At 56.0% G+C, this 24,214-nt stretch carries 20 protein-coding genes; 5 read left to right on the top strand and 15 right to left on the bottom strand.

Going from position 1 to position 24,214, the window contains the following annotated elements; translation table 11 throughout:
- Window position 1: 1 nt before the first annotated feature.
- The 14 genes from GH722_15870 to GH722_15805 all read right to left on the bottom strand — a co-directional run bounded on the left by GH722_15870 (window position 2) and on the right by GH722_15805 (window position 12,357).
- Complete coding sequence (locus tag GH722_15870) at window positions 2–577, bottom strand: NADH-quinone oxidoreductase subunit B (protein MRG73247.1); 576 nt, start codon at window positions 575–577, stop codon at window positions 2–4.
- Window positions 547–912, bottom strand: a complete 366-nt coding sequence (locus GH722_15865; GenBank protein MRG73246.1) for an NADH-quinone oxidoreductase subunit A — start codon at window positions 910–912, stop codon at window positions 547–549. The genes GH722_15870 and GH722_15865 overlap by 31 nt, the downstream gene beginning before the upstream one ends.
- A 327-nt stretch (window positions 913–1,239) precedes the next feature.
- The gene (locus tag GH722_15860) at window positions 1,240–1,860 is read right to left on the bottom strand and encodes a glutathione S-transferase (GenBank protein ID MRG73245.1); all 621 of its coding nucleotides are present in this window, start codon (window positions 1,858–1,860) and stop codon (window positions 1,240–1,242) included.
- Between the two features lie 190 nt (window positions 1,861–2,050).
- Window positions 2,051–2,731 (bottom strand): fumarate hydratase, encoded by a 681-nt coding sequence (locus GH722_15855; GenBank protein ID MRG73244.1) that lies wholly within the window; start codon window positions 2,729–2,731, stop codon window positions 2,051–2,053.
- Window positions 2,692–3,657: a fumarate hydratase gene (locus tag GH722_15850; protein MRG73243.1), complete on the bottom strand. Its 966-nt coding sequence runs from the start codon at window positions 3,655–3,657 to the stop codon at window positions 2,692–2,694. Before GH722_15850 ends, GH722_15855 begins: the two co-directional genes overlap by 40 nt.
- Window positions 3,658–3,677: 20 nt before the next feature.
- Window positions 3,678–5,447 carry an FAD-dependent oxidoreductase gene (locus GH722_15845; protein MRG73242.1) on the bottom strand — a complete coding sequence of 590 codons (1,770 nt, stop codon included), beginning with the start codon at window positions 5,445–5,447 and terminating at the stop codon, window positions 3,678–3,680.
- A gap of 4 nt (window positions 5,448–5,451) precedes the next feature.
- Window positions 5,452–5,793, bottom strand: coding sequence for a succinate dehydrogenase (locus GH722_15840; protein ID MRG73241.1), 342 nt, complete (start codon window positions 5,791–5,793; stop codon window positions 5,452–5,454).
- On the bottom strand, window positions 5,790–6,122 hold the full coding sequence (locus GH722_15835; protein ID MRG73240.1) for a succinate dehydrogenase: 333 nt from the start codon (window positions 6,120–6,122) through the stop codon (window positions 5,790–5,792). The genes GH722_15840 and GH722_15835 overlap by 4 nt, the downstream gene beginning before the upstream one ends.
- Window positions 6,119–6,826, bottom strand: a complete 708-nt coding sequence (locus tag GH722_15830; protein MRG73239.1) for a succinate dehydrogenase/fumarate reductase iron-sulfur subunit — start codon at window positions 6,824–6,826, stop codon at window positions 6,119–6,121. The genes GH722_15835 and GH722_15830 overlap by 4 nt, the downstream gene beginning before the upstream one ends.
- A gap of 148 nt (window positions 6,827–6,974) precedes the next feature.
- Complete coding sequence (locus GH722_15825) at window positions 6,975–7,868, bottom strand: LysR family transcriptional regulator (protein MRG73238.1); 894 nt, start codon at window positions 7,866–7,868, stop codon at window positions 6,975–6,977.
- Window positions 7,869–7,995: 127 nt separating this feature from the next.
- Window positions 7,996–8,757, bottom strand: coding sequence for a TSUP family transporter (locus GH722_15820; protein MRG73237.1), 762 nt, complete (start codon window positions 8,755–8,757; stop codon window positions 7,996–7,998).
- 185 nt (window positions 8,758–8,942) lie between these two features.
- The gene (gene sucD, locus GH722_15815) at window positions 8,943–9,812 is read right to left on the bottom strand and encodes a succinate--CoA ligase subunit alpha (GenBank protein ID MRG73236.1); all 870 of its coding nucleotides are present in this window, start codon (window positions 9,810–9,812) and stop codon (window positions 8,943–8,945) included.
- Window positions 9,809–10,933, bottom strand: a complete 1,125-nt coding sequence (gene sucC / locus GH722_15810; GenBank protein MRG73235.1) for an ADP-forming succinate--CoA ligase subunit beta — start codon at window positions 10,931–10,933, stop codon at window positions 9,809–9,811. Before sucC ends, sucD begins: the two co-directional genes overlap by 4 nt.
- Window positions 10,930–12,357: an aldehyde dehydrogenase family protein gene (locus GH722_15805; protein MRG73234.1), complete on the bottom strand. Its 1,428-nt coding sequence runs from the start codon at window positions 12,355–12,357 to the stop codon at window positions 10,930–10,932. The genes sucC and GH722_15805 overlap by 4 nt, the downstream gene beginning before the upstream one ends.
- 528 nt (window positions 12,358–12,885) lie before the next feature.
- On the opposite strand from GH722_15805, the gene GH722_15800 reads away from it, so the two are divergent.
- The 4 genes from GH722_15800 (at window position 12,886) to GH722_15785 (ending at window position 17,248) form a co-directional block, all read left to right on the top strand.
- The gene (locus tag GH722_15800; protein ID MRG73233.1) at window positions 12,886–14,421 is read left to right on the top strand and encodes a TolC family outer membrane protein; all 1,536 of its coding nucleotides are present in this window, start codon (window positions 12,886–12,888) and stop codon (window positions 14,419–14,421) included.
- Window positions 14,422–14,563: 142 nt separating this feature from the next.
- On the top strand, window positions 14,564–16,861 hold the full coding sequence (locus tag GH722_15795) for a mechanosensitive ion channel (protein MRG73232.1): 2,298 nt from the start codon (window positions 14,564–14,566) through the stop codon (window positions 16,859–16,861).
- Between the two features lie 61 nt (window positions 16,862–16,922).
- Complete coding sequence (locus tag GH722_15790; GenBank protein MRG73231.1) at window positions 16,923–17,069, top strand: hypothetical protein; 147 nt, start codon at window positions 16,923–16,925, stop codon at window positions 17,067–17,069.
- A gap of 11 nt (window positions 17,070–17,080) precedes the next feature.
- Window positions 17,081–17,248 (top strand): DUF1328 domain-containing protein, encoded by a 168-nt coding sequence (locus tag GH722_15785; protein ID MRG73230.1) that lies wholly within the window; start codon window positions 17,081–17,083, stop codon window positions 17,246–17,248.
- Between the two features lie 68 nt (window positions 17,249–17,316).
- On the opposite strand, the gene GH722_15780 is transcribed toward GH722_15785, so the two are convergent.
- Window positions 17,317–19,653: a CHASE2 domain-containing protein gene (locus GH722_15780; GenBank protein ID MRG73229.1), complete on the bottom strand. Its 2,337-nt coding sequence runs from the start codon at window positions 19,651–19,653 to the stop codon at window positions 17,317–17,319.
- Window positions 19,654–19,849: 196 nt separating this feature from the next.
- Here GH722_15780 and GH722_15775 point away from each other — a divergent pair, with 196 nt between their 5' ends.
- Window positions 19,850–24,166, top strand: coding sequence for a hypothetical protein (locus tag GH722_15775; protein MRG73228.1), 4,317 nt, complete (start codon window positions 19,850–19,852; stop codon window positions 24,164–24,166).
- Window positions 24,167–24,214: the final 48 nt, after the last annotated feature.

Genomic DNA, 24,214 nt, shown 5'->3' with positions numbered 1-24,214 from the left:
ATTATCGGGCGATTGTGCCAGTGCGTTTGATTTTGCGCTGCAACTGCATGATGCCGTACAGCAGCGCTTCGGCTGTCGGTGGGCAGCCCGGGACATAAATGTCGACCGGAACAATCCGGTCGCAGCCGCGAACCACCGAATAACTGTAATGATAATAGCCGCCACCATTGGCACAGCTGCCCATTGAAATGACCCAGCGGGGCTCAGCCATCTGGTCATAGACCTTGCGGAGAGCGGGAGCCATCTTGTTGGTCAGGGTGCCGGCAACGATCATGACATCTGACTGACGGGGAGACGGGCGGAAAACCACGCCGAACCGGTCCATGTCATAACGTGAACAGGCGGTATGCATCATCTCGACGGCACAGCAGGCCAGACCAAAGGTCATCGGCCAGAGTGATCCGGAGCGTGCCCAGTTTACCAGCTTGTCGACATTGGCCAGGACAAAGCCCTTGTTCTGAATTTCATCACCGATGGTGTTGAGAAGCGCGTCCTGCTCAGCACCGGGTGCAAGCGGCTGGGCGGCCGAACGGGCGGGGTTTTCGATCACTCCCATTCCAGAGCACCTTTTTTCCATTCATAGATAAAGCCGATGGTCAGGATGCCGAGGAAGACAACCATCGACCAGAAACCGAAGAGTCCGATGTCTCCGAGTGATACTGCCCAGGGAAACAGGAAGGCAACTTCCAGATCAAAAATGATGAACAGGATCGCAACGAGATAGAACCGGACATCGAATTTGTTACGGGCATCGTCAAAAGCATCAAATCCGCACTCATAGGCGGATAGTTTTTCTGCGTCAGGTCGCTGCGGAGCAACGACATAGGAAGCAATCAGAATGATCGCCGCAAGACCGATGGCAATCCCGAGGAAAATCAGGATCGGTAAATATTCCATCAAAAGGTCGTCCATGAGCCTCTTCCCGTTCTAGGCGGCCCCTTCCCGGGCCGCAGCAACAGCGTTCGCCACGCTTTGGTGCAGTGCGCAACTGTATAACGCCCTCGCACCGATGATTAAAGGACGGTTTACACTGTGAATGAATGTTCCTTCAGATGCGAATTATTGTGTGATCTTGCCGATTTTGCCGCGAAATCCGCGAAATCTGGCATCTGCGGACCGTGAGAAACCCGACAAACCGGAATTTTGACAGGAAAATAAAAGTCCCGGGCTGCTCAAATTGAGCAAACCCGGGACCATACATATCGGAATTACAGCCTGCGGATAGCAGACTGTCAGAGGTCAGATACCAGCGTCGACGATATGCTTTTTATAGCCTTCCCGCTGCTTCAGCCGCTCATGCCAGGCCGAAATATTCGGGAATTCCGGCTGGTTTTTGGCCAGCTGGCGCCAGCGATTAATGAAGAAACCCGGTGGGATATCACCCATCGTCAACTGGTCACCGGCAATGAAATCACGACCTTCCAGGCCTTTTTCCAGAACCGTCCAGTGCTTCACCAGTTCCGACTCGGCGGCGGCGATGCTTTCCGGCGTTCCGGCACGGCCCGGCGTCCCCATATGGCTGTGAAGCAGGTGCGTCATTGGCCCGGCGAGTGTGAAAATCTGCCAGTCCATCCATTTGTCGGCATCAGCGCGTACCGCAATATCGGTCGGCCAGAGTGAACCGGCACCGTATTTCGCGCCGAGATAGCGAATGATCGCATTCGATTCCCAGACGATGACATCGCCATCAATCAGCGTTGGCACCAGACCCGTCGGGTTCATACGAAGATAGTCAGGTGTGTCATTGCCGCCAAAGGGGCCGCCGACATCGCTGCGCTCGAACGCCTGTCCGAGTTCTGTTGCAGCCCAAAGAACCTTGCGCACATTCGATGAATTTGCGCGACCTAGAATTTTCAACATGTTTGGAGTTTCCCTGTTTTATATCAGCATATTAATGCGAATAAATCAGGCGTAGTCAAAGCCATCAGCCCCCTTTTATCCGGAACCCGTCCGGGAAGATGACTGAGACCTGACAGGTCTGGTCAATCTTCCTCTGACGAGGTCCGGATGACAGGGCGTGCGACAGCAACAGGCTTCACTGTCAGGTGGGTCAGATCAGCTCTTCCTTGCGATCATCGGTTTCGCCGTAGCGATGAAGAGCCGGGCGTTTCAGACCTTCGTACAGGCCTTCGATCTGCCCGGCGACAGCGGCATTCTGTTCCTCGAACAGGCTGTTTCCTTCACGGTCGCAATCAACGATGAAGGGGCCGAATTTTTCGACTTCCAGAATCCACATGGCCTGGGCAATGCCGAGGTCATCAAGCCAGACCGCATCACGAATTTTCCGAATCCCCCGTCCCAGCAGGGCGCCGGTTCCGTATCCTACCGTGGTCAGGTATGTTGCCCCGTTCGGCACGAAGATATTCTTGTAATCTTCGCTGCTCATGCCGCCCTTGCCGATGATGACCTTGCAGCCGGAGGTTTCAAACCACTGGGGCAGCCATTTCGAGAACCTGAAGCTGGCGGTTGCTGTCACAGCACCAATTGTAAAGCTGCCATCGTCATTCACCCGGGCAGCAGGCGAACAGTGGAAATTCACGTTGGTGAGCGCCGCGATATCGACTGGCGGCTTTTCCCCTGCCCCGAGAATCCGTTCATACACGCCTTCACGTGCCGTATAGATAATACCGTCCAGATAGACGACATCGCCGAGTTCCAGCTTTGCGATATCTTCCGCAGAGACCGGTGTGTTTATCCGGACTTCTTTAAGCCGTCCGCTTTTGGTGACCATTCGACCGTCTCCCGTCTCATGTAGGGGGTGAACCATTCCGGATCGGTGCGATATTCGACCCGGCCATCATTATAGATACGTGCCGTTGCCCGCCGTGACGACAGACAGAAGGCATGGACACTCATCGGCATACCGCCGGTATGGGTGAAGCCACATTCGATATGACAATCGACGACCATCGACTTGCCAACGAAGCCCATGGCTCCCATGCCGATATTATTGCCGATTTCCTGAAGTTCGAGCTCCAGCGCGGCAACCTTCGGATCCGGATTGCGGTCACCAACGGTACGCAGGCAGGCAGCCTGCTTGCCCAGCACCATCGTTGTATCCTTGGAGCCGCCAAGACCAACACCGATGATCGCCGGCTGACAGGCCAGACCGCGTTTGCCGAATGACACCAGCGTGTCGAGATAGAAACGCTTGATGCCGTCAATTCCGTCGCCCGGAAACAGCATCCGGTAATCGGTTCCGAACAGACCGCCCTTATGAACGCTGGTCAGGTCGATCCAGTCGGCATCCGGTTCAAAACTGTATTCGATTTCCGGTGCGTTAAGGCCGACATTGTTGTTGTGATCGGTGCGCCAGAGCGGATGCACCCGGTTTGGCCGTAACGGAATATCATGTGTCGCCGTCGCCGTTGCCTTGCGAATGGCAGCTTCCATCGCAATTGGACCACCTGCCAGTTTTGCGTCATTGCCGATCTTCACATACCAGCGCGGCACGCCGGTATCTGCACACATGGCCCGGCGGTCCTGTTTCGCGGCTTCGTAATTCTCCAGCATTGCCCGCAGAACGAATGCCGAAAGTTCGCCATCTTCGGCGTTGGCCATGGCCTTCACGCCGGTGAGGTAATCATCCGGAATTTCGATCCCGGCTTTTTCCATCAGCTTCTCGCCGGTGGACTGAATAAGCTTCTGATCAATCATGTCCGTTTCCGTCCCTGGGGTTAAGGCGCTGTGTTACTGGCGGCCGCCGGCGGGGCACCGATATCGTCGCCGATCAGGCTTTCACCCGGACGGACGATGGTAAATTCGACCGGTCGGGTGGTTGCTTTGAAGGCCCCCTCTTCCTTGGTCACAACGGTATAGGCTGTCGTGTTCAGATCGCCGGCTTCTGGAAAATCTGCCCGGTAATGTGCACCGCGACTGTCTTCACGTGCCAGCGAGGCAAAGGCGATGGCGCGGCTGATCTCGACCAGGCTGTCCATGTTCAGGCGGTCATGCCAGGTCAGATTGAAGGCGCGGTCTGTATCGTCGACACCGGACTCGGCAAGCTCGGCAGCAATATCATCAAGCTGGCTTGTGGCTCGGGTCAGTCCTTCGTGGTCACGGATAATGCCGACATCATCCCACATCACATTGTAAAGACGTTCCCGCAATCCATTGATATTGCCTTTCTTCTTGGCAAAAGGCGCGATCGCCTTTGCAATGGCCGCATCAATGGCAGAGCGGTCCGGATCACGCAGGCCACCTTTGCCTGATTTGACGTAAGCAGCCATTGCATCACCGGCAATGCCGCCAAAGACGGTGGAGTTTGCGACCCCGTTGCCGCCCAGACGGTTAGCCCCGTGGACACCGCCCGCATCTTCGCCCGCGATGAACAGGCCATCAATCTTGGTTTCACAGTCACCGTGGAAAACCATGCCCCCCATCATGTAATGGGCCGTTGGCACGACTTCAACGCGGTCACCGGCAAGATCAAAACCGCTGTCGGCGCACCGTTCGACCATGCCCTTGAAGCGTTTGGCCACGTTTTCCGGGCCGAGATGCTTCATTTCGATATAGACCCCGCCGTTCGGGGTTGTCTTGCCGTTGCGCATTTCAGCATAGATGCCACGGGAGACCACGTCGCGGGTGGCGCGTTCACCGGCCGGATCGTAATCCAGCATGAAACGCTCGCCATCACCATTCAGCAGATAACCGCCGGCCCCGCGCAGTCCCTCTTCCAGCACCGTTCCGGTCATGCGGGTGTCGGTTCCGGCCAGCAGGCCAGTCGGATGGAACTGGACCATTTCCATGTCGCGCAGTTCCAGCCCGGCATCAAGCGCCATGGCCATACCGTCGCAGGTCTTGTCGCCCGAAGGCGTGTGATAAAGATACATGGTTGGCCCGCCACCACTGGCCAGCAGCACAGCCTTGGCACGAACGAAGAAGAATTTACCGGTCCGCATATCGATCATCACGACGCCGGAAAGCGCGTCACCAGCGGGGGTTTTGATCAGCGCAATGGCCCGGCATTCTTCCAGCCGGCGCAGCGGATTGCGCATCACCTGCTCCATCAGCCGGTTGATGATCTCGATTCCCGTCAGATCGCCTTTATGAACGGTGCGGTCAAAGCTCTGCCCGGCGAAGGCTTTCTGATGCAGAGAGCCATCGGGGTTGCGGTCAAAGAAGCAGCCGAGTTCATTTTCAAGCTCATGGATACGTTCAATCGCGGTTGTCACCAGCCGCCAGGCGAGATCCTGATCGGGCAGCCATTTGCCGCCGACGATGGTGTCCATGAAGTGACGTTCAATGGAATCCGCAGGGTTCAGTGCCACATTATAGCCACCCTGCACCATACGGGTGCAGCCGCATTTGCCGATCAGTCCCTTGACCGCCAGAGTAACTTCAAGATCAGGAGCCGCCTTCTGGGCATGGAGGGCAGCAAACAGCCCTGCCCCACCGGAGCCGATGATCAGGATATCTGTGTCGAATTGTTCAATCGTCTCGGTCATCAGATCAGCTCGCTATCAGTATGAAACCGGCTGCCATCAGGGTCGCCATGGCGACACCGAAAGCGATCAGGTCTTTTTGCCAGGGGCGCCAGGAAACCAGCTCGATCAGCAGGACCCGAAGGCCGAATACCAGATGAATGGTGAGGAAAAATACCAGCCCCATCTCGGCGATTTTTGCCAGCATGTTGTCCGCCAGCGCGAGATAGCTGTCCATGGTGACATCACCATCAATGGCCGTGCCCAGCAGCAGGAAGTGGAACGGCAGGAAGATTGCCAGGGCGACACCGGAAATGCGATGCCCGGCAAATGCCCACCAGTAACGATGTTTATGTCGGCCGGAAATCATATTGCTACCACTCCGTAGACGGCACGCAGGCCAATGATAAGCAACAGAACAGCAAAGCCGGCCATCAGCAGATCAACGGCCCGGCCTTTAAGTCCCGCCATTTCTGCCAGCACGTTGCGGACGCCGATCGGTGCATGAATGGCAGCAGAGACGACAAACAGACCATAGAATATGGCCCAGCCGACGCTTCCCTGTGTGCGTGACAGGATCTCACCAGCCGTGATGCCGCCCCGCATGGCATAGATGATCAGCAGCAGATGCGCGATCACCAGCGGCGCCATGATCATGGCGGAGGCGCGTTGCAGAATGTAAAGCCAGGCAGAGGTCATTTCAGTTTCCCCTGCAGCAGCGCCTTGGCAGATTCCCGTTTCAGACCGGCAATCGACAGCGACGGATTCAGGCCAACAGGACAATGCACCGCGCAACTGCCCTGACTGTGGCAGGAATGACAGCCGGCATCCGTTGCGACGGCTTTCAGGCGTTCTGTCTGGCTGTCGTCACGCTCGTCATTCAGCAGCGTCCATGCCCGGTTGAGAGCGGCCGGACCAAGATATTCCGAATTCCAGGAGACAACATCGCAGGCCGAATAACAGACAGCACAATTGATGCATTCGATACCGGCAGAGGCTGCCTGACGGGCGGTGCTGGTCGGGTCGACCGGATTCATTTTCTCATGCCGGGTGCGCGTGCCGTTGAACTTTCCTTCCGCGCGCTGCCACTTTGCGAAGAACTCCGTCATGTCACAGGCCAGATCCTTGATGACCGGCATGTTGCGGAGCGGTGCAATGCTGACTTCGCCGTCCTCGACCACGCGGGAGACATGCGTGCGACAGGTCCAGCGCGGCTTGCCGTTCACCGTCATGGCGCAGGAGCCGCACATACCGACACGGCAGGCAAAGCGATAAGACAGGGTGTCATCAAGATGACGCTGAATGTAGGTCACAACATCCAGAATCGTCTGGCTGGCCCGATGCGGTACTTCATAATGCTGCCAGTCGCCGCTGTCCTTGCCGCGCCAGACCTTCACCTTCATGGTTTTTCCGGTGTTCTCGCCCATCTCTGGTTCCTTGCCTCTCGTCCCGATCTTGTATCGGGCTCATTTACTGCGCCCTAACATAGTGCGCCGGTAGTGGTATTTGAAACCGAATAGTCTTGAAGCTGTTGCTTCAAATTATCTGAAGTTATGGCTGCTCAAGGCTCCGACTTCCGCCTACCAGTTTTTCTATCTCCACAAATACTGCATCTATCAGCGGCGTTTTTGGTGACTCCTCGCGCTCGACCAGGGCCAGGACACGCTCTGGCGGAGGCGAACCAAAGGGCACTTTCTTGATCGGCAGCGGGCGCGGTTCCTCAACAGACCGCTCCGGCAAGACGCTGACGCCAAGGCCGTGATACACCATCTGCGTAATCGCCTCCATGGAGGCGAGTTCCATGCTTTCAGACACCTTGATATTCCGGTTTCTCAACTCCCGCTGAATCATCCGGCCGACAGTCGCATGGCGGCTGAAACGTATGTAAGGCAGCTTTTCAAGCAGTTCGACGTCGGTGTTGTAGGGCGCATCCAGCGGTGCCACGACCATCAGTTGCTCGCTGGCAAACGGGCGGACGCGAAGCCCCGGCGGTGTCTGGGCAGCTTCGCTGACAATTGCCGCGTCGATTTCACCACGGTCGACCATATGGATCAGTTCTGTCGCCATGTTCTGGGCAATCCGGACCTTGAGCCGCGGATGACGGGTGCGCAAACCCGCCAGTGTTCGCGGTAACAGTCCGGTCAGGGTTGTTGGTACCGCACCCAGTTCGAGCATTCCGGCCAGGGCATCCCGACTGGAGGCCGCTTCCGTCATCTGATCATAAAGAAAGACAATTTCCCGGGCTTTTGGCAGCAGGGCCTTGCCATAGGCGTTCAGGGTTGGCGGCCGTTTGGTGCGGTCGAATAGCTCGCAGCGCAGTTCGTCTTCAAGGGCGCGCATCTGCATGCTGACTGCGGACTGGGTAATGCCGACCACATGTGCGGCGCTCGCAAAGGTGCCGCTTTCCGCAATGGCGATGAAGGTGCGGAGATATCTGACGCTCATCTGATTCCTCGTGTCTTTGGGAGCACCGCCACCGCTTCTCAACGGATGGTGAAACAGTCTCTGTCCGAGAGTTATATCAAGAAAATGCAAGAGGGTGCGGCAAATCTTTTGAAATGCTTACCTATTGTCAGCTCATCAATCCGGTTCGCATGAGGTTCATGCCCATCAGCACAATGGCGACCAGCAATATGCGGCGGTATAAATGTTCGTCGAGCCTGTGACGAAGTTTCTCCCCGAACCACATGCCGGCCAGTGCCGGAATACAGGCAACGGCGGATATGGGAAAGGTGCCGCCATTGAGAACGCCATTGGCGATAAAGGCGATCAGGAACGGCAGCGTTCCGGCCAGCCAGATAAAGCCGACAGCACCGATGAACACATCCTTGGTCAGGCGAAGCGAGATCAGGTAGGTCAGCAGCGGCGGCCCCCAGATTGTTGAAATTCCACCAAAAACGCCGCTGAGAAGCCCGGCGATAATTCCGGCTGGCCGTTCATAACGCTGTGGCAGGACAAACCGGTCACTCAGCAGGTTGGCGGTACCGACGACTACCAGCACGGCACCGATAATGATACGAAGCGCATGATCATCCAGTGATGAGACCAGTGTCGACGACGCCAGCATGGTCACGGTCAGGGCCAGAATGACAGGCCAGAACCGACGCGCCTGAGACAGGCAGTCTGGTGTACGAAATGCCTGCCAGACATTGCTGATGACGATGGGCAGCACCATCACGGCCAGCGCCAGATGGATCGGAAAGATCATCGCCAGCAGTGACAAACCGATGATTGGCAGTGCCAGGCCGATAATTCCCTTGATCCAGCCGGCGAAGGCCAGAGCAAGGGCTGCCAGAGCCAGTGCGACGGGGTCATATCCGATGAACATATCCACCCGGCGACTATAGAACCATCAGCCTGTTGTGAAAGCGTACGGTTTCATCCCGATACCGATTTTTGATTTTCCGGGACAGAGATATTCCGGTGATAACAGAACGCCGCCCTGAACCGGATCGTCAGATTCAGGACGGCGTCTGTATCATGACTGATCTCCCGGATTTCCCGGAAGAACCAGTGCCTCTAACCAAGCATTTCCTTCAGATGCACGCCGACTTCTGACGGCATCGACATGACACGCACACCCGCCGCTTCCAGTGCCTTTTTCTTGGATGCGTGAGTGCCCTTGTCGCCCATGACGATGGCACCGGCATGGCCCATTTTCTTGCCTGGTGGTGAGGCGCCGCCAGCAATGAAGGAGGTGATAGGCTTGCTCATTGATGCTGCAAGTTCAGCAGCTTCTTCCTCTTTTGTGCCGCCAATTTCACCAACAAGCACAATAGCATCCGTCCGGTCATCAGCCTCGAAAGCTTCCAGTGCATCACGGAACGTCGTGCCGGAAACCGGATCGCCGCCAATGCCGATGAAGGCAGACTGTCCATAACCTGCCGTTACCAGGTTGAGACAGATCAGGGTGCCAAGACTGCCGCTGCGGGAAACCACACCGATCCGTCCGGGCTGGAAGATATTCTTGTTGAAGCCCGGCATGATGCCGATGAAACATTCTCCGGGGGTTACCAGCCCGGCAGTGTTCGGTCCGACAATCCGGCAGCCGGCGTCTTTTGCGATGGCAACGATTTCCATCACGTCACGGACCGGGATGAACTCGGTCAGAATGACCAGCGTCTTTACCCCGGCCTCAATGGCATCAATGGCCGCAGCGCGAGCCGCCAGCGGCGGAATGAACATGACGGAGACATCAATCGGACCGTCCTTGGCTGCCGCCACGGCAGAGGCATAGACCGGAACGCCACAATGTGTTGTACCGGCTTTTTTCGGATTCACGCCGCCGACAACATTTGTGCCGCATTCCTGCATGCGCTCTGTCCAGAAGGTACCCTGTTTGCCGGTGATGCCCTGAATCAGGACTCTGTCTTTGCTTCGGATAATCATTTCGCAGCCTCAATCGCGGCTTTGACCGCGTCATCCATCAGATCATAGGGTTCAATCCCGAGCCGGTCGCGGACCAGTGCAATCGCCTCGTCCTCGCCGGTGCCGTGGATTGAGAAGAAGACGGGAAGGTCCGGCTTCAGTTCCAGCCAGGCTTCAACCACGCCCTGGGCCATGACATCGCAGCGCGCGAAGGCGCCGCAGAAATTGACCATCAGGCTTTTGACGTTCGGGTTGGCGAGCACAATCTCCAGTGCCGGCTTCGCCTTGGTATAGGCCTCACCACCAATCTCCAGAAAGTTCGCCGGTTTGCCGCCATAATGGCTGATAGCGTCCATGGTGGTCATGGTCAGCCCTGCCCCGTTGGCCAGCACGCCGACCGCGCCATCCAGTTCGATATAGCGCAGGCCATGTTCTTCACCGCGCTTCTCCAGCCCGGTTTTCTTTTCCGGGGTGGCCAGAGCCGCTGTTTCCGGCTGGCGGGCGGCACCGGAATCTTCCAGTGAGAATTTGCAATCCAGGGCGATGACATCACCGGTTGTTGTCAGGACCAGCGGGTTGATTTCGACCATTTCCGCATCCCGGTCGTGATAAAGCTGATAAAGCTTCACCAGGGTCGCAGCGACATCATCCGCGGCGGCACCAAGATCCATGGTCGCCAGTGCAGCTTTTGCCGCTGCCAGATCAAGGCCCTTGCGAATGTCGGTGTTCAGGCGAACCACCTTCTCCGGTGTTGCCTCGGCGACTTCTTCGATATCCATGCCCCCTTCGGTAGAGAACATCAGCAGCGGTGCCTTGGCCGAGGTATCGGTCAGAATGGCTGCGTAGAGTTCCCGTGCGATGGGAACCTGTTCCTCGACCAGAACCTGTTCGATTTCAAAGCCGCCAATTTCCATCCCGATAATGGCCTGAGCCGCGTCCCGTGCTTCGTCCGGCGTTGCCGCCAGCTTTACGCCGCCAGCCTTGCCGCGTTTGCCGGTCGGTGCCTGTGCCTTGACCACAACCTTGCCGATCTCGGCGGCAATACGGGCAGCTTCTTCCGGTGTATTGGCCAGACGGCTTTGCGGAATGCGTATGCCGAATTCAGCCAGCAGCGGTTTTGCGGCATGTTCTTCCAGATTCATTGACCGTACCTCCCCCAGTAGGCACCGAACATTTCTTCTTCGCTCGGTTTGTCCTCGCCAACTGTCGTGACGAGGTGCGTTATGTTGATGAAGTGACTGTAGTTCAGGTTCTCGCTGATCGAGTTCCCGGCCCAGGTGCCGCAGCCCATGCTCAGGGTGAAGTTGAGGCCATTGTTAAAGCTGCCGCCATTGCCGAATGTATGAGCCTGATTGACCAGTACCCGCACAACATCCAGTTCCTCAGCCAGACGCTTTGGCTTGGCCGGATCGCTGGTATGAATGCCACAGGAATGGCCGGCACCCTTGTAGGCCAGAATTTCATCGACCTTGGCAACGGCTGCATCAAAGTCCTTCACGCGGTAGACAGTCAGGACCAGTGAGAGTTTCTCATCTGACAGCGGATAGTCGTCGCCGACCCCTTCTTCCATCGCCATGAAGAATTTGCAGCTTTTTGCGGCTTCCGGCATGCCGAAAGCTTCGGCGAGTATGTCCGGATCCTTGGCAATGACATGACGGTTCAGGTTTCCATTGACCCAGAGTGTATCGAGAATGTTCTGACGCTCTGCGTCACTGGCCATGTAGCCCCCTGCCCGCTGTAAGGCGGCAATGGCATCGTCGAACGCGTCATCAATGATGACCAGCGAGTTCTCGGATGAACAGGATGTGGAGTTGTCGAAGGTCTTCGACGCGCAGATTTTCTCGGCCGCATCGTCATAATCTATACCGGAATCGATGATCACCGGGACGTTCCCTGCCCCAACCCCGATGGCGGGTGTGCCACTGGAATAAGCCTGACGGACATTGTTCTGGCTGCCGGTGCAGACGATCAGGTCGCACTGGCGCATCAGTTCATGGGTCAGCGCCTTGTTTACCGGTGCGGGCAGAACCTGAATGAGATCCGGATCAAAACCGGCTTTCTCAAGTTCCATGCGCGCAAGCTCGACGGTTCGGGTTGATGTGGCCAGTCCGGCCGGTGACGGCGCGATGATGACTGCATTGGCGCCTTTTACGGCCATCATGGCCTTGTTGATCGGTGTCGCAGCCGGGTTGGTTGACGGGCAGATCGCGGCAACCACGCCAACCGGCTTGCCGTATTTGACCAGTCCCCGGGCCTTGTCTTCCTCGATAATGCCAACCGTGCGGGCCCGCATCAGGTCGCGCAGGGCGCCGAATGTCTTGCGTGTGTTCTTTATGATCTTGCTCTCAACCGTACCGAGGCCGGTATCCTCAACGGCCATTTCAGCCAGTGCGCGGGCATTTTCCGGCTTGTAGATCGACCATGCGAGAGCCGTGACGGCTTCATCAACACGGGCCTGATCTGCGTCTTTCAGGCTCGCCATGGCCTTTCGGCCACGTGCCATCAATCCGGTAATGATTGCTTCGACATCAATGTCCTGTGCCGGTCGTCCTGCGGGCTGACCCATCCTGATCCTCCATGGCGTTTAATTGTTGTGACAGATTTACTCCTCCTGATTTAATCAGAAAAGTGCATAAAGCTGTCAGGTGTCGTCAATAAATTTGAAGAAAGTTAACTGGCTGCCTGCCGGTACCCCAATCGTGCCATGCAGGAATCAAGTAATTCGGCCTCTCGGCGCCGGGCATCTGTGCGCTCAAAGCTTCCGATCAGTCCGCCAGATCGACGTTCCTGGGCAATTGATCCGTCATGGACGCCCAGATCACGATTGATTTCCCGTCGTGCAAAACTTTTGCAGGCACTGAAATCGCTTCCCCACTCACTGTTTGGCTTTGTCGGATGACGCCAGTTCCCGGGGTCAGTTGATGATGAACATCCGGCAAGACTTACACCGATGACGAATGTCAAATATAAGCCAAGGGAACGCGCAGTTTGATCGGTCATCATTTGAGAGAGAACTTCCTTTGAGGTTTGTTTTCCAAATATTAACCTTGAAAGTCTTTGATTATCACACTGATTCTTCAATTCTGATCAGCGAATGATAACCCGAGTCGGCGATAAAGTCTCTTACTGGCCCCAATGGAAAACCGTCAATAAAATGTCGTTACACACCAATTTCCCCCATCTTCAGGAAATTCCACGAATACTGTTGATGGGAAGTTTGACGGGTATTGATTGCACCCGTAAATTAACCCTGACGCGAAGCCACTCTGGCTACGGACTTATCTGGGTGCGGATTGCAGGCTCTGTGAGCAATAAACTGAAAACAGGACTGATCGGTGTGGCGATGGCCACGTCCCTTCTCGCCTCCGCTCCGGCTCAAGCCGAGACGCTGGAAGACGCGCTCCGTTTTCTGTTGCTGAATCATCCGCAGATCAAGGCTGGTAAAAATCAGGTCGCTTCTGCCGACGAGGGGATCAATGTGGCCCGCGCCGGTTTCCTGCCGGTGATTTCAGTTTCCGGGGATTCCGGATATGAGCATATCGACAATCCTGCCCGTCGTGCGGTCAAGGAAGGCGATTCCGCTTTCGGACGGCAGCGTGAAACCGCAAACCTGAATATTACCCAGAACATCTTCAACGGGTTCGCGACGACAAATACAACGGAGTCCGCTCGCCTGAACAAGGACGCCAGTCAGCATAACCTGAACCTGACGCGGCAGCTTGTCTCCTTTGAAGGTATTACCAGCTATATTGATGTCCTCCGGCAGCAGCGGCTCATTCAGCTGGCCTTGCAGAATGAGGGCAACGTCCAGACCCAGCTTGAACTGGAAGATGAGCGTGTTCAGCAGGGTGCCGGTGTTGCGGTCGAAGTGCTTCAGGCTAAATCCCGGCTGCAGGTTGCCAAGGAACGGCGTGTCGCGTTTGAAGGTTCTGCCAAGGATTCATTCTCGCGATATAATCAGGTGTTTCAGCGGTTCCCGGAACCGGCGGCAATGTCTGATCCCCGTCCCCCAATCGAACAATTGCCGCAGACCGTTGACGAGGCGGTCAATATTGCCCTGCGCGAAAACCCGGCCGTTGGTGGCGCTATTGTTGTGACGGACCTTGCTGCAACACAGCGGAAGACAGCCCGTGCCGGTTACTATCCAACCGTTGATCTGGTGCTGGATTCCAATTATGAGCGTCACAGCAACGCGACAATCGGAACGCGTCGTGATTACTCCTTCCTGGTGCAGGCAAACTGGTCGCTTTACAACGGTGGTGCGACCCGCGCGGCCGTTGCGCAGTCGGCCTTTGATTATGCCGCCAGCCGGAACAGCGAAATCAACGTCAACCGACAGGTTGAGCAGTCGGTTCGTCTTGCCTGGCAGGCACTGGAAACGTCACGGGAACGTCTGGTGCTGCTTGAGAATGCCGTGAATATTGCGACTGAAGTGTTCAAGGCCCGCCAGCAGCTTGAACAGGCTGGTAAGGAAACCGGGCTTGTTGTGCTCGACTCTGCCCGTGAGATCTTCAACGCCCAGATCAATCTGGTCGCAGCTTCCTATGATATGAGAACGGCTGTCTATCAGCTTCTGCTGTCCATGGGACGGCTTGACCGGGCGAGCCTCGGAATCACGACTGAGGGCTGAGTTCATCGGTTCTTGTCGTCTGTCAGACCTTTCTCTGCTCCCTGATAGTTCCGGCTTTTAGAAACTTTCACTCCCTTCACACGTTGATGCTGGATCACTGACAACAATCCCGCATTTTTTCTGTGGTGAATGGACTTTATCCGTGTCGACTGCCGTTTCTGCCAGCCACTCTTCGTCGCGCATGCCTGTAATGCTGCGCCTTCTCAGCCTGTTTTTTCTAGTTCTGGTTACCCTGCATCAGCCTTCCAGAGCAGACGAAGAGGTTTCTACGCGAAGCCTGTTTCATGAACTTGCCGCCGTTGAGCGGCAGATCGACTGGCCGGGCAATGCAGAAGATGTCACGCGCCTGCGCGAAAGAATGACAAAGTTGCAGGCTCTCGCCCGGACTCTTATCGGGGAACGCAAGGCTACCCTGTCGGCAGAAATGCTGAAGCTTGATGCGCTCGGCCCTCCTCCTGAAGATAAAGAGACGGAATCTGCAGATGTCCGGGAACAGCGGACCCGCCTGAATGACCGGGTGACCCGGCTTGAAGGTGATATGAAACAGGCAGAGCTGGTTCTGGCCGAGATTGAGGTGCTGACGGCGAAGTTACAGACGGAAACAGTCGACCGGCGGATTGTCGAGTTCATGAATCCGGAGCCGGTTATTTTCGGCGCTACACACTGGGACCTGTTACTGCAGGCTTTGAAGTCTGACGGAACGGATCAGAAGGAATTGTCCTGGTGGTGGCGTGTGATTGCCCTGCTTGCCGGGGTAAGCGGGCTTTTTGCCGGTATTTTGCGCCAGGCAAAAGTGACGTCCCCGAGCGGGCGTGCGCCACGGATATGGAGCCTGCTGTTTCTGACCGCATTCATCGCTGGCGGGCATCTGTATCTCAGTCAGAATGCTGGTGCATATGATCCCATGGCCGGTGCTTCGGTGATGGTGGCCCTGTCAGCCCTCATCGGCCTGACAATCGGGACATTATATCGATGGATTGTTGATGAAACTGATGCGCTTTCCCTGACGACCGAACCAGACAGGCAGGCAATGTGGGTTACCTTTACCACCCTGAACCTGCAAATGATTCTGGCATTGCTTGGTGACCCGACACCGGTGGCCAATGAACTGACGGAGATCGCCCGGGGAATCATCGGGCTGGCCGCCGTAACGGCCCTGCTGCTGTTGCTGGTTCGCTCGATGCAGCAATCCCGCAATGAAGGTCGTATCCGAAAGACATTGCGGGAGCGCAGGTTGTCGAGGCGGACCGGCTGGAAACGCCTTATCGGTCCGTCGGAAATAGCCGGGATTGCCATGACACTGGCCTTTCCGGTGCTTTACATCAGCGGTTACCGGGATGTTGCTGACTGGTTACTGATCGGGCTGGTCGGGTCTGTCATGGGGCTTGCGACCCTCGCCTTCATGACATCGACTTTCGAGACAACCGCAAGTCATCTGGTGCGACGCTGGCTGCGTCCGGGGATTGCGTTGCGCCTGGGAAACCGGGTGCCGGCACGGACAGAACGTCATCTGCAGTTCTGGGTATCGACAGTGATGACACTGTTTGCCTTTCTGTTCATTGGCGGCCTGATCATCCTGGCCTGGGGTGTTGAGCCCAGCCAGATATGGCTCTGGTTTGATGGTCGTATGGAGGGAATCGAATTCGGTGAATTCGAGCTCCACTTCATCAGCATCTTCTATGCCCTGATTGCCTTGCTGGTGGTTCTGGCGATCAGTCGTGGCTTACAAACCCTGCTGGAACGTCGTCTTTTCGACAGCATCGACCTGCCGCTTTCAGGGCGCAGCGCGATCAAATCACTGATCGGTTATACCGGCTTTGCCGTTGGTGTGCTGGTCTTCCTCATGACACTCGGCATTGATCTCGGAAATCTGGCCATTGTTGCCGGTGCCCTGTCCGTTGGTCTTGGTTTCGGGATACAGGCGATTGTCGGAAATTTCGTATCCGGGATCTTGCTGCTTCTGGAACGCCCGATCAAAGTCGGAGACTGGGTTCGTATCGGAGATTTTGAAGGAAAAGTCAGGCGCATCAGCTTTCGGGCTACAGAACTTGAAACCGCTGAGCGTGCTTCCGTTCTGGTACCGAACTCATCAATCATTTCAGGGGCCGTACTGAACCGTTCTTTCAAGGACAAGCTTGGTCGGGTCGAACTGGAGATCAGAACAGCGGCAAACCGGCCGGTGTCCGAGTTACGGGAAGCCCTGATTGGCTGCGCTCATGAAGTACGGGAGTTTGTCGACCAGCCCTCCCCGAAAGTGATCCTGCGTGATGGAGATACCGAAGCGCTGATATTCCGCATATGGGCGTTCATGCCGTTTATCGATGTCGCAGACAAACGTCTGGCCGAGGGAGAGCTGCGTGAACGTATCCATGACTGCCTGAAGCAAATGGATGCTGTTGCACCGCCGACTGATACTGTTTTGGAGAATAGTTCAGTTTAACGGGAACCAGATCAAAAGCCGGTCGTTTACGTCTCATGATCAACAGCATAGGAGCCAGATCATGAAAAAATATACAGCCATGGTTTTTGCAGCCCTGTTTGCGATGACGTCGCTTCTCGCCGCTTGTGACAATGATGATGACCTTGCGGACAACGTCAATGAAACGATCAACGACACCAAGCGGGCTGTCGAAGACGCCACTGACTAAGGAGAAATGACATGTTTGGTTGGGCACTTACTTTTCTGGTGATCGCACTGGTCGCTGCCCTGTTCGGTTTTGGCGGCATTGCGGCAGTGTCGATCGATTTTGCCCAGATACTCTTTGTCATTGCGATTGTTCTGTTCGTTGTGACGATGATCGCCGGTGCCATCAGCCGAAGACGCTGAACGGTACCCTCCCCCTCAACGGAAAAGACCCGGTATCACTACCGGGTCTTTTTTTATCCGCAACAGGGTTACTTCGAGGTGGCGATAAAGACGCCATCCCAGTCGGCAGGTGGCGGAGCTTCCCGGAAGACCTCCACCCGTTCGTCGATCAGGTCGTAGAAGCCATCGATATGAAGCTCGCCGCGGATCTGGCGGCATTCCTTGCCAAGTGCGATGGCTTCATCCCAGCGCTGTCCGCGATAGGCCTCAATCAGGGCCTCGTGCTTCTCCTTCAGCTTTAGGAACCAGTCAGCGGTTGCGACATCAGGTTTGCCCATCAGGCCGAAAATACGAACAGCTTCGGTTTTCCCTTTAACCTGAATGAGATCAAGTTCCAGGGTGGCATAGCCGACGGCACCCTTCTTGGTTTCCTCACCGATGACAATATCAACGCCATAGGTTTTCGACTGCCCCTCAAGACGGGCGGCCGTATTCACGGTGTCACCGAGAACAGAATAATCGAACCGCTGTTCCGAGCCCATATTTCCGACGCAGGCGATACCGGAGTTGAGGCCGATACCGACGTTCAGCGGCACATGTTTGCGCCCTTCTTCTTCTGCCCAGAGACGCAGTTCCTCATTCAGTGAATCAAGCCGCTCCATCATGGTCAGCGCGCTGTCTGCGGCATTATGGGCATGTTCCGGATCATCCAGCGGGGCATTCCAGAAGGCCATGATGCAGTCGCCCATATACTTGTCGATGGTCCCTTCCCGGTCGACGATGATATCGGTCATCGGTGTCAGAAAGCGGTTGATCAGCTGGGTCAGACCTTCTGCCGTAAACTGCTCGGACACGGTCGTGAAACCGCGGACGTCGCAGAACAGCAGAGTCATATCACGCATTTCCCCGCCAAGCCGCAGTTTGTCAGGATTTTTGGCGAGTTCTTCAACCAGCTTTGGCGACATGTAACGGCTGAACTGGCCACGAACCAGTCGCCGTTGTGCCTCTTCCCGCGCATAGGAGGCGTAAGTGAGATAAAGATACAGAACGACGGCAGTCAGGGTCGGATAGACCGGGTCGAAAAGCTGAAGTTTCTGAGAGAAGAAATACCAGGAGCCACTGAACAGCGATGTTGCGACAACCAGCAGCAGTATCAGTGTCCAGCGCGCGCCGATGCGCGGCACCAGGATGATCAGGGCCAGCCCGACAACGATAATGAAGATGGCTTCAATACCCTGTGCGTAGAAGGGCCGCTCCAGCATTTGTGGTACATTATAGCCATATGTGCTGATAACGGACTCGATCACATTGGCATGAACCTCAACCCCCGGAAGCTGTCGTTCAACCGGTGTCGCCTTGATATCAAGCAGGCCGACAGCAGACGTACCAATGATGGCAATCTTGCCTTCGAGGTCTTCCCGTTTTGCGGTCTTGTTGAGAACAGACGACGCGGAAACATATTTGTCCCGGTCATAACGGGAATAATAGACGAAGATCCGGCCCAGAATATCAGTCGGGATATTGAAGGCACGCCCGACCTGCAGAGACTGAATGCCGCCCGCCTGCTCATCAATATTCAGCAGCATGGTCTTCTGGCCTGTGGCGACCCTCAGCAATTCCATGGAGAGCGCCGAATAAAGTGCGCCATCCACATTCAGAACCAGAGGGATACGACGGATCAGGCCATCAATTTCAGGGTTCACCGAGAACACGCCGTGGCCGGTTGCTGCGCTGTCGAGTACATCCACATTTCGGGTCAGATCTGCGAATTTGTAGAGATACTTATCAGCCTTGCCGCCACGTATGGCGAAGGACGGCTTGCGGCCTTCATAATTACCCTTGCCCTCAACCTTGTAATTGATCCCGCCCTGGCCGACGACGGTGGCCAGCTTGCTGATGGCATCTGCGAGAATTTTGTCGTTTGAGGGCAGTGCGTAGAGCGGCTGAAGTTGCTCCAGATCCAGTTTCGCGCCACTGGCGTCGATATTCGCCGCTAGGGTATCCGCCAGATTTGACGGGTTCATCCGGTCAGGTTCGGCGAACACGATATCGAATCCCACCACGGGTACGCCATATTCGCGCAAATTATCGATGAGTTGTGCAACGGTTGTCCGCGCCCAGGGCCACTGCCCGATATCGAACAGGCTCTTTTCGTCCAGATCGATGATGACCACGGGTCGTTGGGGCGGCACGACTCTTGGCTTCATATTCTGATAGAGATCGAAGGTTTTAAGCCTCAAAACCTCAACAACCTGAGGATCTAAGACCCGGATGAAGATCAGCAATACCAGCAACAACAGGGCTACGCCGCGCCCGCCACCAAACCAGTCAGACCAGCGAAAGCTGATTCGCTTGTACCATCTTGGTTTCGTGTTCTCCGGCTTCGCCGCAACCGGATCAGTTGCGGAGTTTGTGACGTCGTTCATTCCAGCCCCCAGTACGCACAGATTCTCTGATGGATACTACACGGCGGCGGGCGGCTGACAAAGCAGTCGATGCAGGTGCCGCCGGTGTGATGGCAGTCACTGATGTTACCGGGGGCTCTGTCAGTATGTTGCATGCTGGGACAGTTTTGTTTCGGTACAGGGCAATCGCGTAAAGCTTCGTTATTCCCTGTTTTGTATGTTCATGCTGCAGGTGTTCGCAGTTTATCGGGATGATGACATGGCCAGAAGGGTCAACGAGACAGGTTTTGAAGGACTGGAGCCGGGAAAACTCGGCCCGCTTCATATTGATGCAGGCAGTTCGGAGAGCCTTCTGCTGCCACGCGGCATGAATCTGTCCAGTGCTGATTATACCCGTCAGGGTGATGATCTTCTGATTGTTGATAAAGATGGCGATGAAGCCCTGATCTCCGGCTATTTTTCAGCCAGCCCCCCTGCTGACCTGATAACGGAAACCGGGGCCACTTTTGACGGTGATCTGATCTCTCGTCTGGCTGGCCCGCAGGCCCCTGGGCAGTATGCGCAGGCCGCTGTGACGGATGCGACTGCCACGCCCATCGGGAAAATAGAAACGCTGGAAGGGTCCGTGGTCATTGTCCGGGCAGATGGCACCCGAATTGAGGCGGTCAGTGGCGATTCTGTTTTTCAGGGTGATGTTCTGGAAACCGGTGACAACGGTGCAATCGGCATCATTTTTATAGATGAGACGACGTTTTCTCTCGGCGCGAACGGCCGGATGGTGCTGGATGAACTGATCTATGATCCGGATACCCAGTCAGGCAGTTCGACCTTCTCTCTCGTGCAGGGTGTTTTTTCATTCGTATCCGGCAGCATCTCGAAAACCGGTGTCGATGCAATGACCATCAAGACGCCTGTTGCGACCATTGGCATTCGTGGAACGGCAGGTTCGATTGATTTGCCGGAAGGTGAACAGCTGACCGTCGTGCTGACTGCGGAGCCGGATGGCTCGATTGGTGAAATCACGGTATTCAACTCAGCCGGTGTTCAGGTTCTGAATTCGCCGTTCGATGCGACGCAGGTGACGGGCATCAACGTGCCGCCTGCCGGAACATTTTCCATGACTGTGGGCGAATTCAATCAGCGTTTTTCGGAAGCTGTTCGCGCCCTGCCCCCGCCACCACAAGGCAATCAACCGGGCGGCCCGGAGAATGGTTCAGAGAATGAAGAAGCCGGACCTGACCTGCCGGGAGAGGAAGAAGGTTCTGGTGATAATCCTGATGAAGGTGAAAACCAGTCCGAAGAAGGCGGCGAAGAAGTCGCGGGTCCGGAAGTTCCGGACGAAGGCGGTGAACTTGATGGTGAAGGGTTCGGGCCTGAGATTGCCGCAGGCCCTGATGACAGTTTTGCGGCCAGTGAGGTTACTCCCCCATCATCTGATGGCCCTGTTTTTCAGTCTGTCTTTCAACCCGGCGGCAGCAGCGGATTTGGTGATGCCAGTTTTGGCGGGGGCATATCTTCGCTCCCCGGAGCAGATGACGACGAAGACGACCGGAATGATATTGATTTCGGCGACAGCGGAGGGAGCGGGATAGTCCCCGGACAAACAATTTCCGGAGATAGTGGCGCGAATACGCTCGTTGGCGGATTGGGTGATGACACCATTTTTGGCGGTGATGGCGGTGACACGATTTTCGGACTTGCCGGAGATGACACCCTGTCCGGTGATGCAGGTGATGATACGGTCTATGGCGGTCTGGGAGACGACACACTGATCGGCGGTACCGGTGCCGGATATGACACCTATGATGGCGGCGCCGGTCAGGACTGGGTGCAATATTCGTCTGTAACCGGCGGCGTGACGGTCGACCTTGATGACGGCTTCGCCTATAGCGCGGAAACTGACAGCGATGATCTGCAGAATATCGAGCATGTTACGGGGGGCTCGGGTGGTGACACCATTACAGGCTCTTCGGCGGCGAACAGCCTGCTTGGAAATGCTGGGGGTGATACTCTCTTCGGTCTTGCCGGGAATGATTTCATTGATGCAGGCGCCGGTGACGATACGGTTGATGGCGGAAGCGGAAGTGACAGCCTGCTTGGTGGTGACGGCTCAGACACCCTGATTTTCAGTGGCAACAGCGGGGTTGTGGCAAACCTGTCGACGGGAACTTCCAGTGGTGCCGGCACCGACAGTTTTTCAGGCTTTGAACATCTGTCCGGAACCGGAAACGGCGATACTCTGACCGGAGATGCGAACGCAAACCGGATTGCCGGTGGCGGTGGCGATGACAAAATCAATGGGGGTGCCGGGAATGACACTCTGACAGGTGATGCCGGTAACGATACTTTCACAGTGGGCAGCGGCTATGACACTGTAAGCGGTGGTGCAGGATCACAGGACCATCTCGACCTCTCTGACGCAACATCCGCGGTAACCTTCGACCTCGGTGATACGTCAATGCAGATGCCAGGTGGTGGTCTTGATGCAATCACAACGCCGTTTGCTGACATTGAACGTCTGACGGGTTCTGCCTTCAATGATTCGCTGACCGGCAGCAGCCTTGCCGGTAATGATGACAATTATATTGATGGCGGTGCCGGTGATGATGTCATCTCCGCAGGTTCTGGCACCAACACGCTGACTGGTGGTGCCGGCAACGACACCATATCAGGCAGTGCCAATGCAGATACCCTTACCGGTGGTGCCGGAAATGATACGCTGGCAGGTGGTTCCGGAAATGACAGTTACGTTTATGCAAATGGTGACGGCACCGATTCAATAACAGATACAGGCGGCACGGATAGTCTGTTGCTCGATTCTGCGTCGTCAATCAGTGATGCCTACCGGTCTGGTAACGATCTGGTCATTTCTGTGCAGAGTGGTGCCCAGCTGACGATCAAGAATCATTTTGCGGCTGGCGGTGCGCTGGAAAGCCTGAGCTACGCTGTTCTGTCAAAGGTCTATAGTATTCTGACCGGAACAACCGGTGATTCTGGCGATAACTTCATCGTTGGGTCCGCCACGGATGACACGATAACGGCCAATAGCGGGAACAACCTGATTTTCCTGAGTGACGGGAATGATACGGCCTTTGCCGGTATCGGGAATGACAGCATTATTGGCGGAAACGGGAATGATTCTCTCGATTACACCTATGCCAGCGGTTCAGTCACAGTCGATCTTACGACCGGTGTGGCTACAGGTGCCGGAACAGATGCGATATCAGGGTTCGAGAATCTCAAGGGCTCTGGTTATGGAGACACTCTCACCGGTGATTCCGGCAGTAATGTTATCAATGGCAGCGGTGGCAACGATATTCTGGCCGGGCTTGGCGGTAATGATACGCTGATCGGTGGCAGCGGCGTGGACCGGGCTGATTACAGTGCAGCGACAGCAGGTGTTACCGTGAATCTGAATACCGGGCAGGCAACTGGTGGTGCGGGTAATGACAGCCTCAGCAGCATCGAGCAGGTTACCGGCTCTGATTATGGCGATACCCTCACCGGCTCATCTTCGAATTATCTGCTTGGTGGAGGCGGTGATGATCTCATCACGTCAGGCGGACTCAGCAGTTCAGATACTCTCGTGGGCGGCGCCGGCAATGATACGCTGAACAGCGGTACGGGTGGCGCGACGCTGGATGGTGGTGCGGGCAACGATACCCTGAATGGTGGTTCGGGCAGTGACACCTATCTTTATGCAGCCGGTGACGGCAATGACAGCATTACAGAAAGCGGCGGCACTGACAGGGTTGTCCTCAGCGCAGCAACCTCCTTTGACAGTGCATCGCGGATTGGCGACGATCTGGTGCTGACCGTCAATGGCGGGGCCAACATCATCCTGAAAGATCATTACAACGGTCAACCCATTGAATCTCTTGATGTTGGGGCGCTTTCGACAGTCTATAACATTCTCACCGGACTGACTGGCAGCCCCTCGAATGAACTGATTGTCAGTGGTTCTTCCAGTGATGTGATGGCTGGCGGATCAGGCAATGATGCGATGTTTGGCGGTGCCGGAAATGACGAACTGGCCGGCGCGAACGGTAATGACACCCTGCATGGCGGCGACGGCGCAGATACTCTTTTCGGTGGCTCGGGTAATGACACGCTGCTCGGTGGTGCGGGGAATGATACGCTCGATGGCGGTGCCGGGGGCGATATTCTTTATCTCGGGGCAGGAAACGATACGGTTCTTTACACAGGCACGTCAGAGCTTGGCGACACGATCATGGATTTCTCGGCGACAGAAGACACCCTGTCCTTTGACGGTAGTGCATTCGGCGGGTTGCTTGGCGGAACGATTCTTGGTGCTGTGAACTTCGCCTCATCCAGTGTGCTGCCCGGTGGGCTTGACGGCACGTCCGGCACACCGACCTTCATTTTCTTCGACAGTGCGACAGGTAATGACGCCTTGTACTATGATGAAGATGGCTCAGGTTCCGGCTTTACCGTGACCAAGGTCGCGGACTTCAATGGTAATGTCAGCGGGTTCGGCGCAAGCAACATTTTCGTCGAGAGCGGCGGACAATGACCAACAAGCCTCAAGCCACGGGATGACGCGGACCCGATGCCCTGCTAC

This window comes from Alphaproteobacteria bacterium HT1-32 (assembly GCA_009649675.1).
Taxonomy (GTDB): Bacteria; Pseudomonadota; Alphaproteobacteria; order Rhodospirillales; family HT1-32; genus HT1-32.
This window is presented reverse-complemented; position numbering and strand designations above follow the sequence as displayed.

Bases quoted from the DNA above. Each gene is read 5' to 3' on its own strand.
- GH722_15870 (MRG73247.1), bottom strand. From the start codon at position 577: ATGGAAAAAAGGTGCTCTGGAATGGGAGTGATCGAAAACCCCGCCCGT.
- GH722_15865 (MRG73246.1), bottom strand. From the start codon at position 912: ATGGACGACCTTTTGATGGAATATTTACCGATCCTGATTTTCCTCGGG.
- GH722_15860 (MRG73245.1), bottom strand. From the start codon at position 1,860: ATGTTGAAAATTCTAGGTCGCGCAAATTCATCGAATGTGCGCAAGGTT.
- GH722_15855 (MRG73244.1), bottom strand. From the start codon at position 2,731: ATGGTCACCAAAAGCGGACGGCTTAAAGAAGTCCGGATAAACACACCG.
- GH722_15850 (MRG73243.1), bottom strand. From the start codon at position 3,657: ATGATTGATCAGAAGCTTATTCAGTCCACCGGCGAGAAGCTGATGGAA.
- GH722_15845 (MRG73242.1), bottom strand. From the start codon at position 5,447: ATGACCGAGACGATTGAACAATTCGACACAGATATCCTGATCATCGGC.
- GH722_15840 (MRG73241.1), bottom strand. From the start codon at position 5,793: ATGATTTCCGGCCGACATAAACATCGTTACTGGTGGGCATTTGCCGGG.
- GH722_15835 (MRG73240.1), bottom strand. From the start codon at position 6,122: ATGACCTCTGCCTGGCTTTACATTCTGCAACGCGCCTCCGCCATGATC.
- GH722_15830 (MRG73239.1), bottom strand. From the start codon at position 6,826: ATGAAGGTGAAGGTCTGGCGCGGCAAGGACAGCGGCGACTGGCAGCAT.
- GH722_15825 (MRG73238.1), bottom strand. From the start codon at position 7,868: ATGAGCGTCAGATATCTCCGCACCTTCATCGCCATTGCGGAAAGCGGC.
- sucD (MRG73236.1), bottom strand. From the start codon at position 9,812: ATGATTATCCGAAGCAAAGACAGAGTCCTGATTCAGGGCATCACCGGC.
- sucC (MRG73235.1), bottom strand. From the start codon at position 10,933: ATGAATCTGGAAGAACATGCCGCAAAACCGCTGCTGGCTGAATTCGGC.
- GH722_15805 (MRG73234.1), bottom strand. From the start codon at position 12,357: ATGGGTCAGCCCGCAGGACGACCGGCACAGGACATTGATGTCGAAGCA.
- GH722_15800 (MRG73233.1), top strand. From the start codon at position 12,886: ATGATAACCCGAGTCGGCGATAAAGTCTCTTACTGGCCCCAATGGAAA.
- GH722_15790 (MRG73231.1), top strand. From the start codon at position 16,923: ATGAAAAAATATACAGCCATGGTTTTTGCAGCCCTGTTTGCGATGACG.
- GH722_15785 (MRG73230.1), top strand. From the start codon at position 17,081: ATGTTTGGTTGGGCACTTACTTTTCTGGTGATCGCACTGGTCGCTGCC.
- GH722_15780 (MRG73229.1), bottom strand. From the start codon at position 19,653: ATGAACGACGTCACAAACTCCGCAACTGATCCGGTTGCGGCGAAGCCG.
- GH722_15775 (MRG73228.1), top strand. From the start codon at position 19,850: ATGTTCATGCTGCAGGTGTTCGCAGTTTATCGGGATGATGACATGGCC.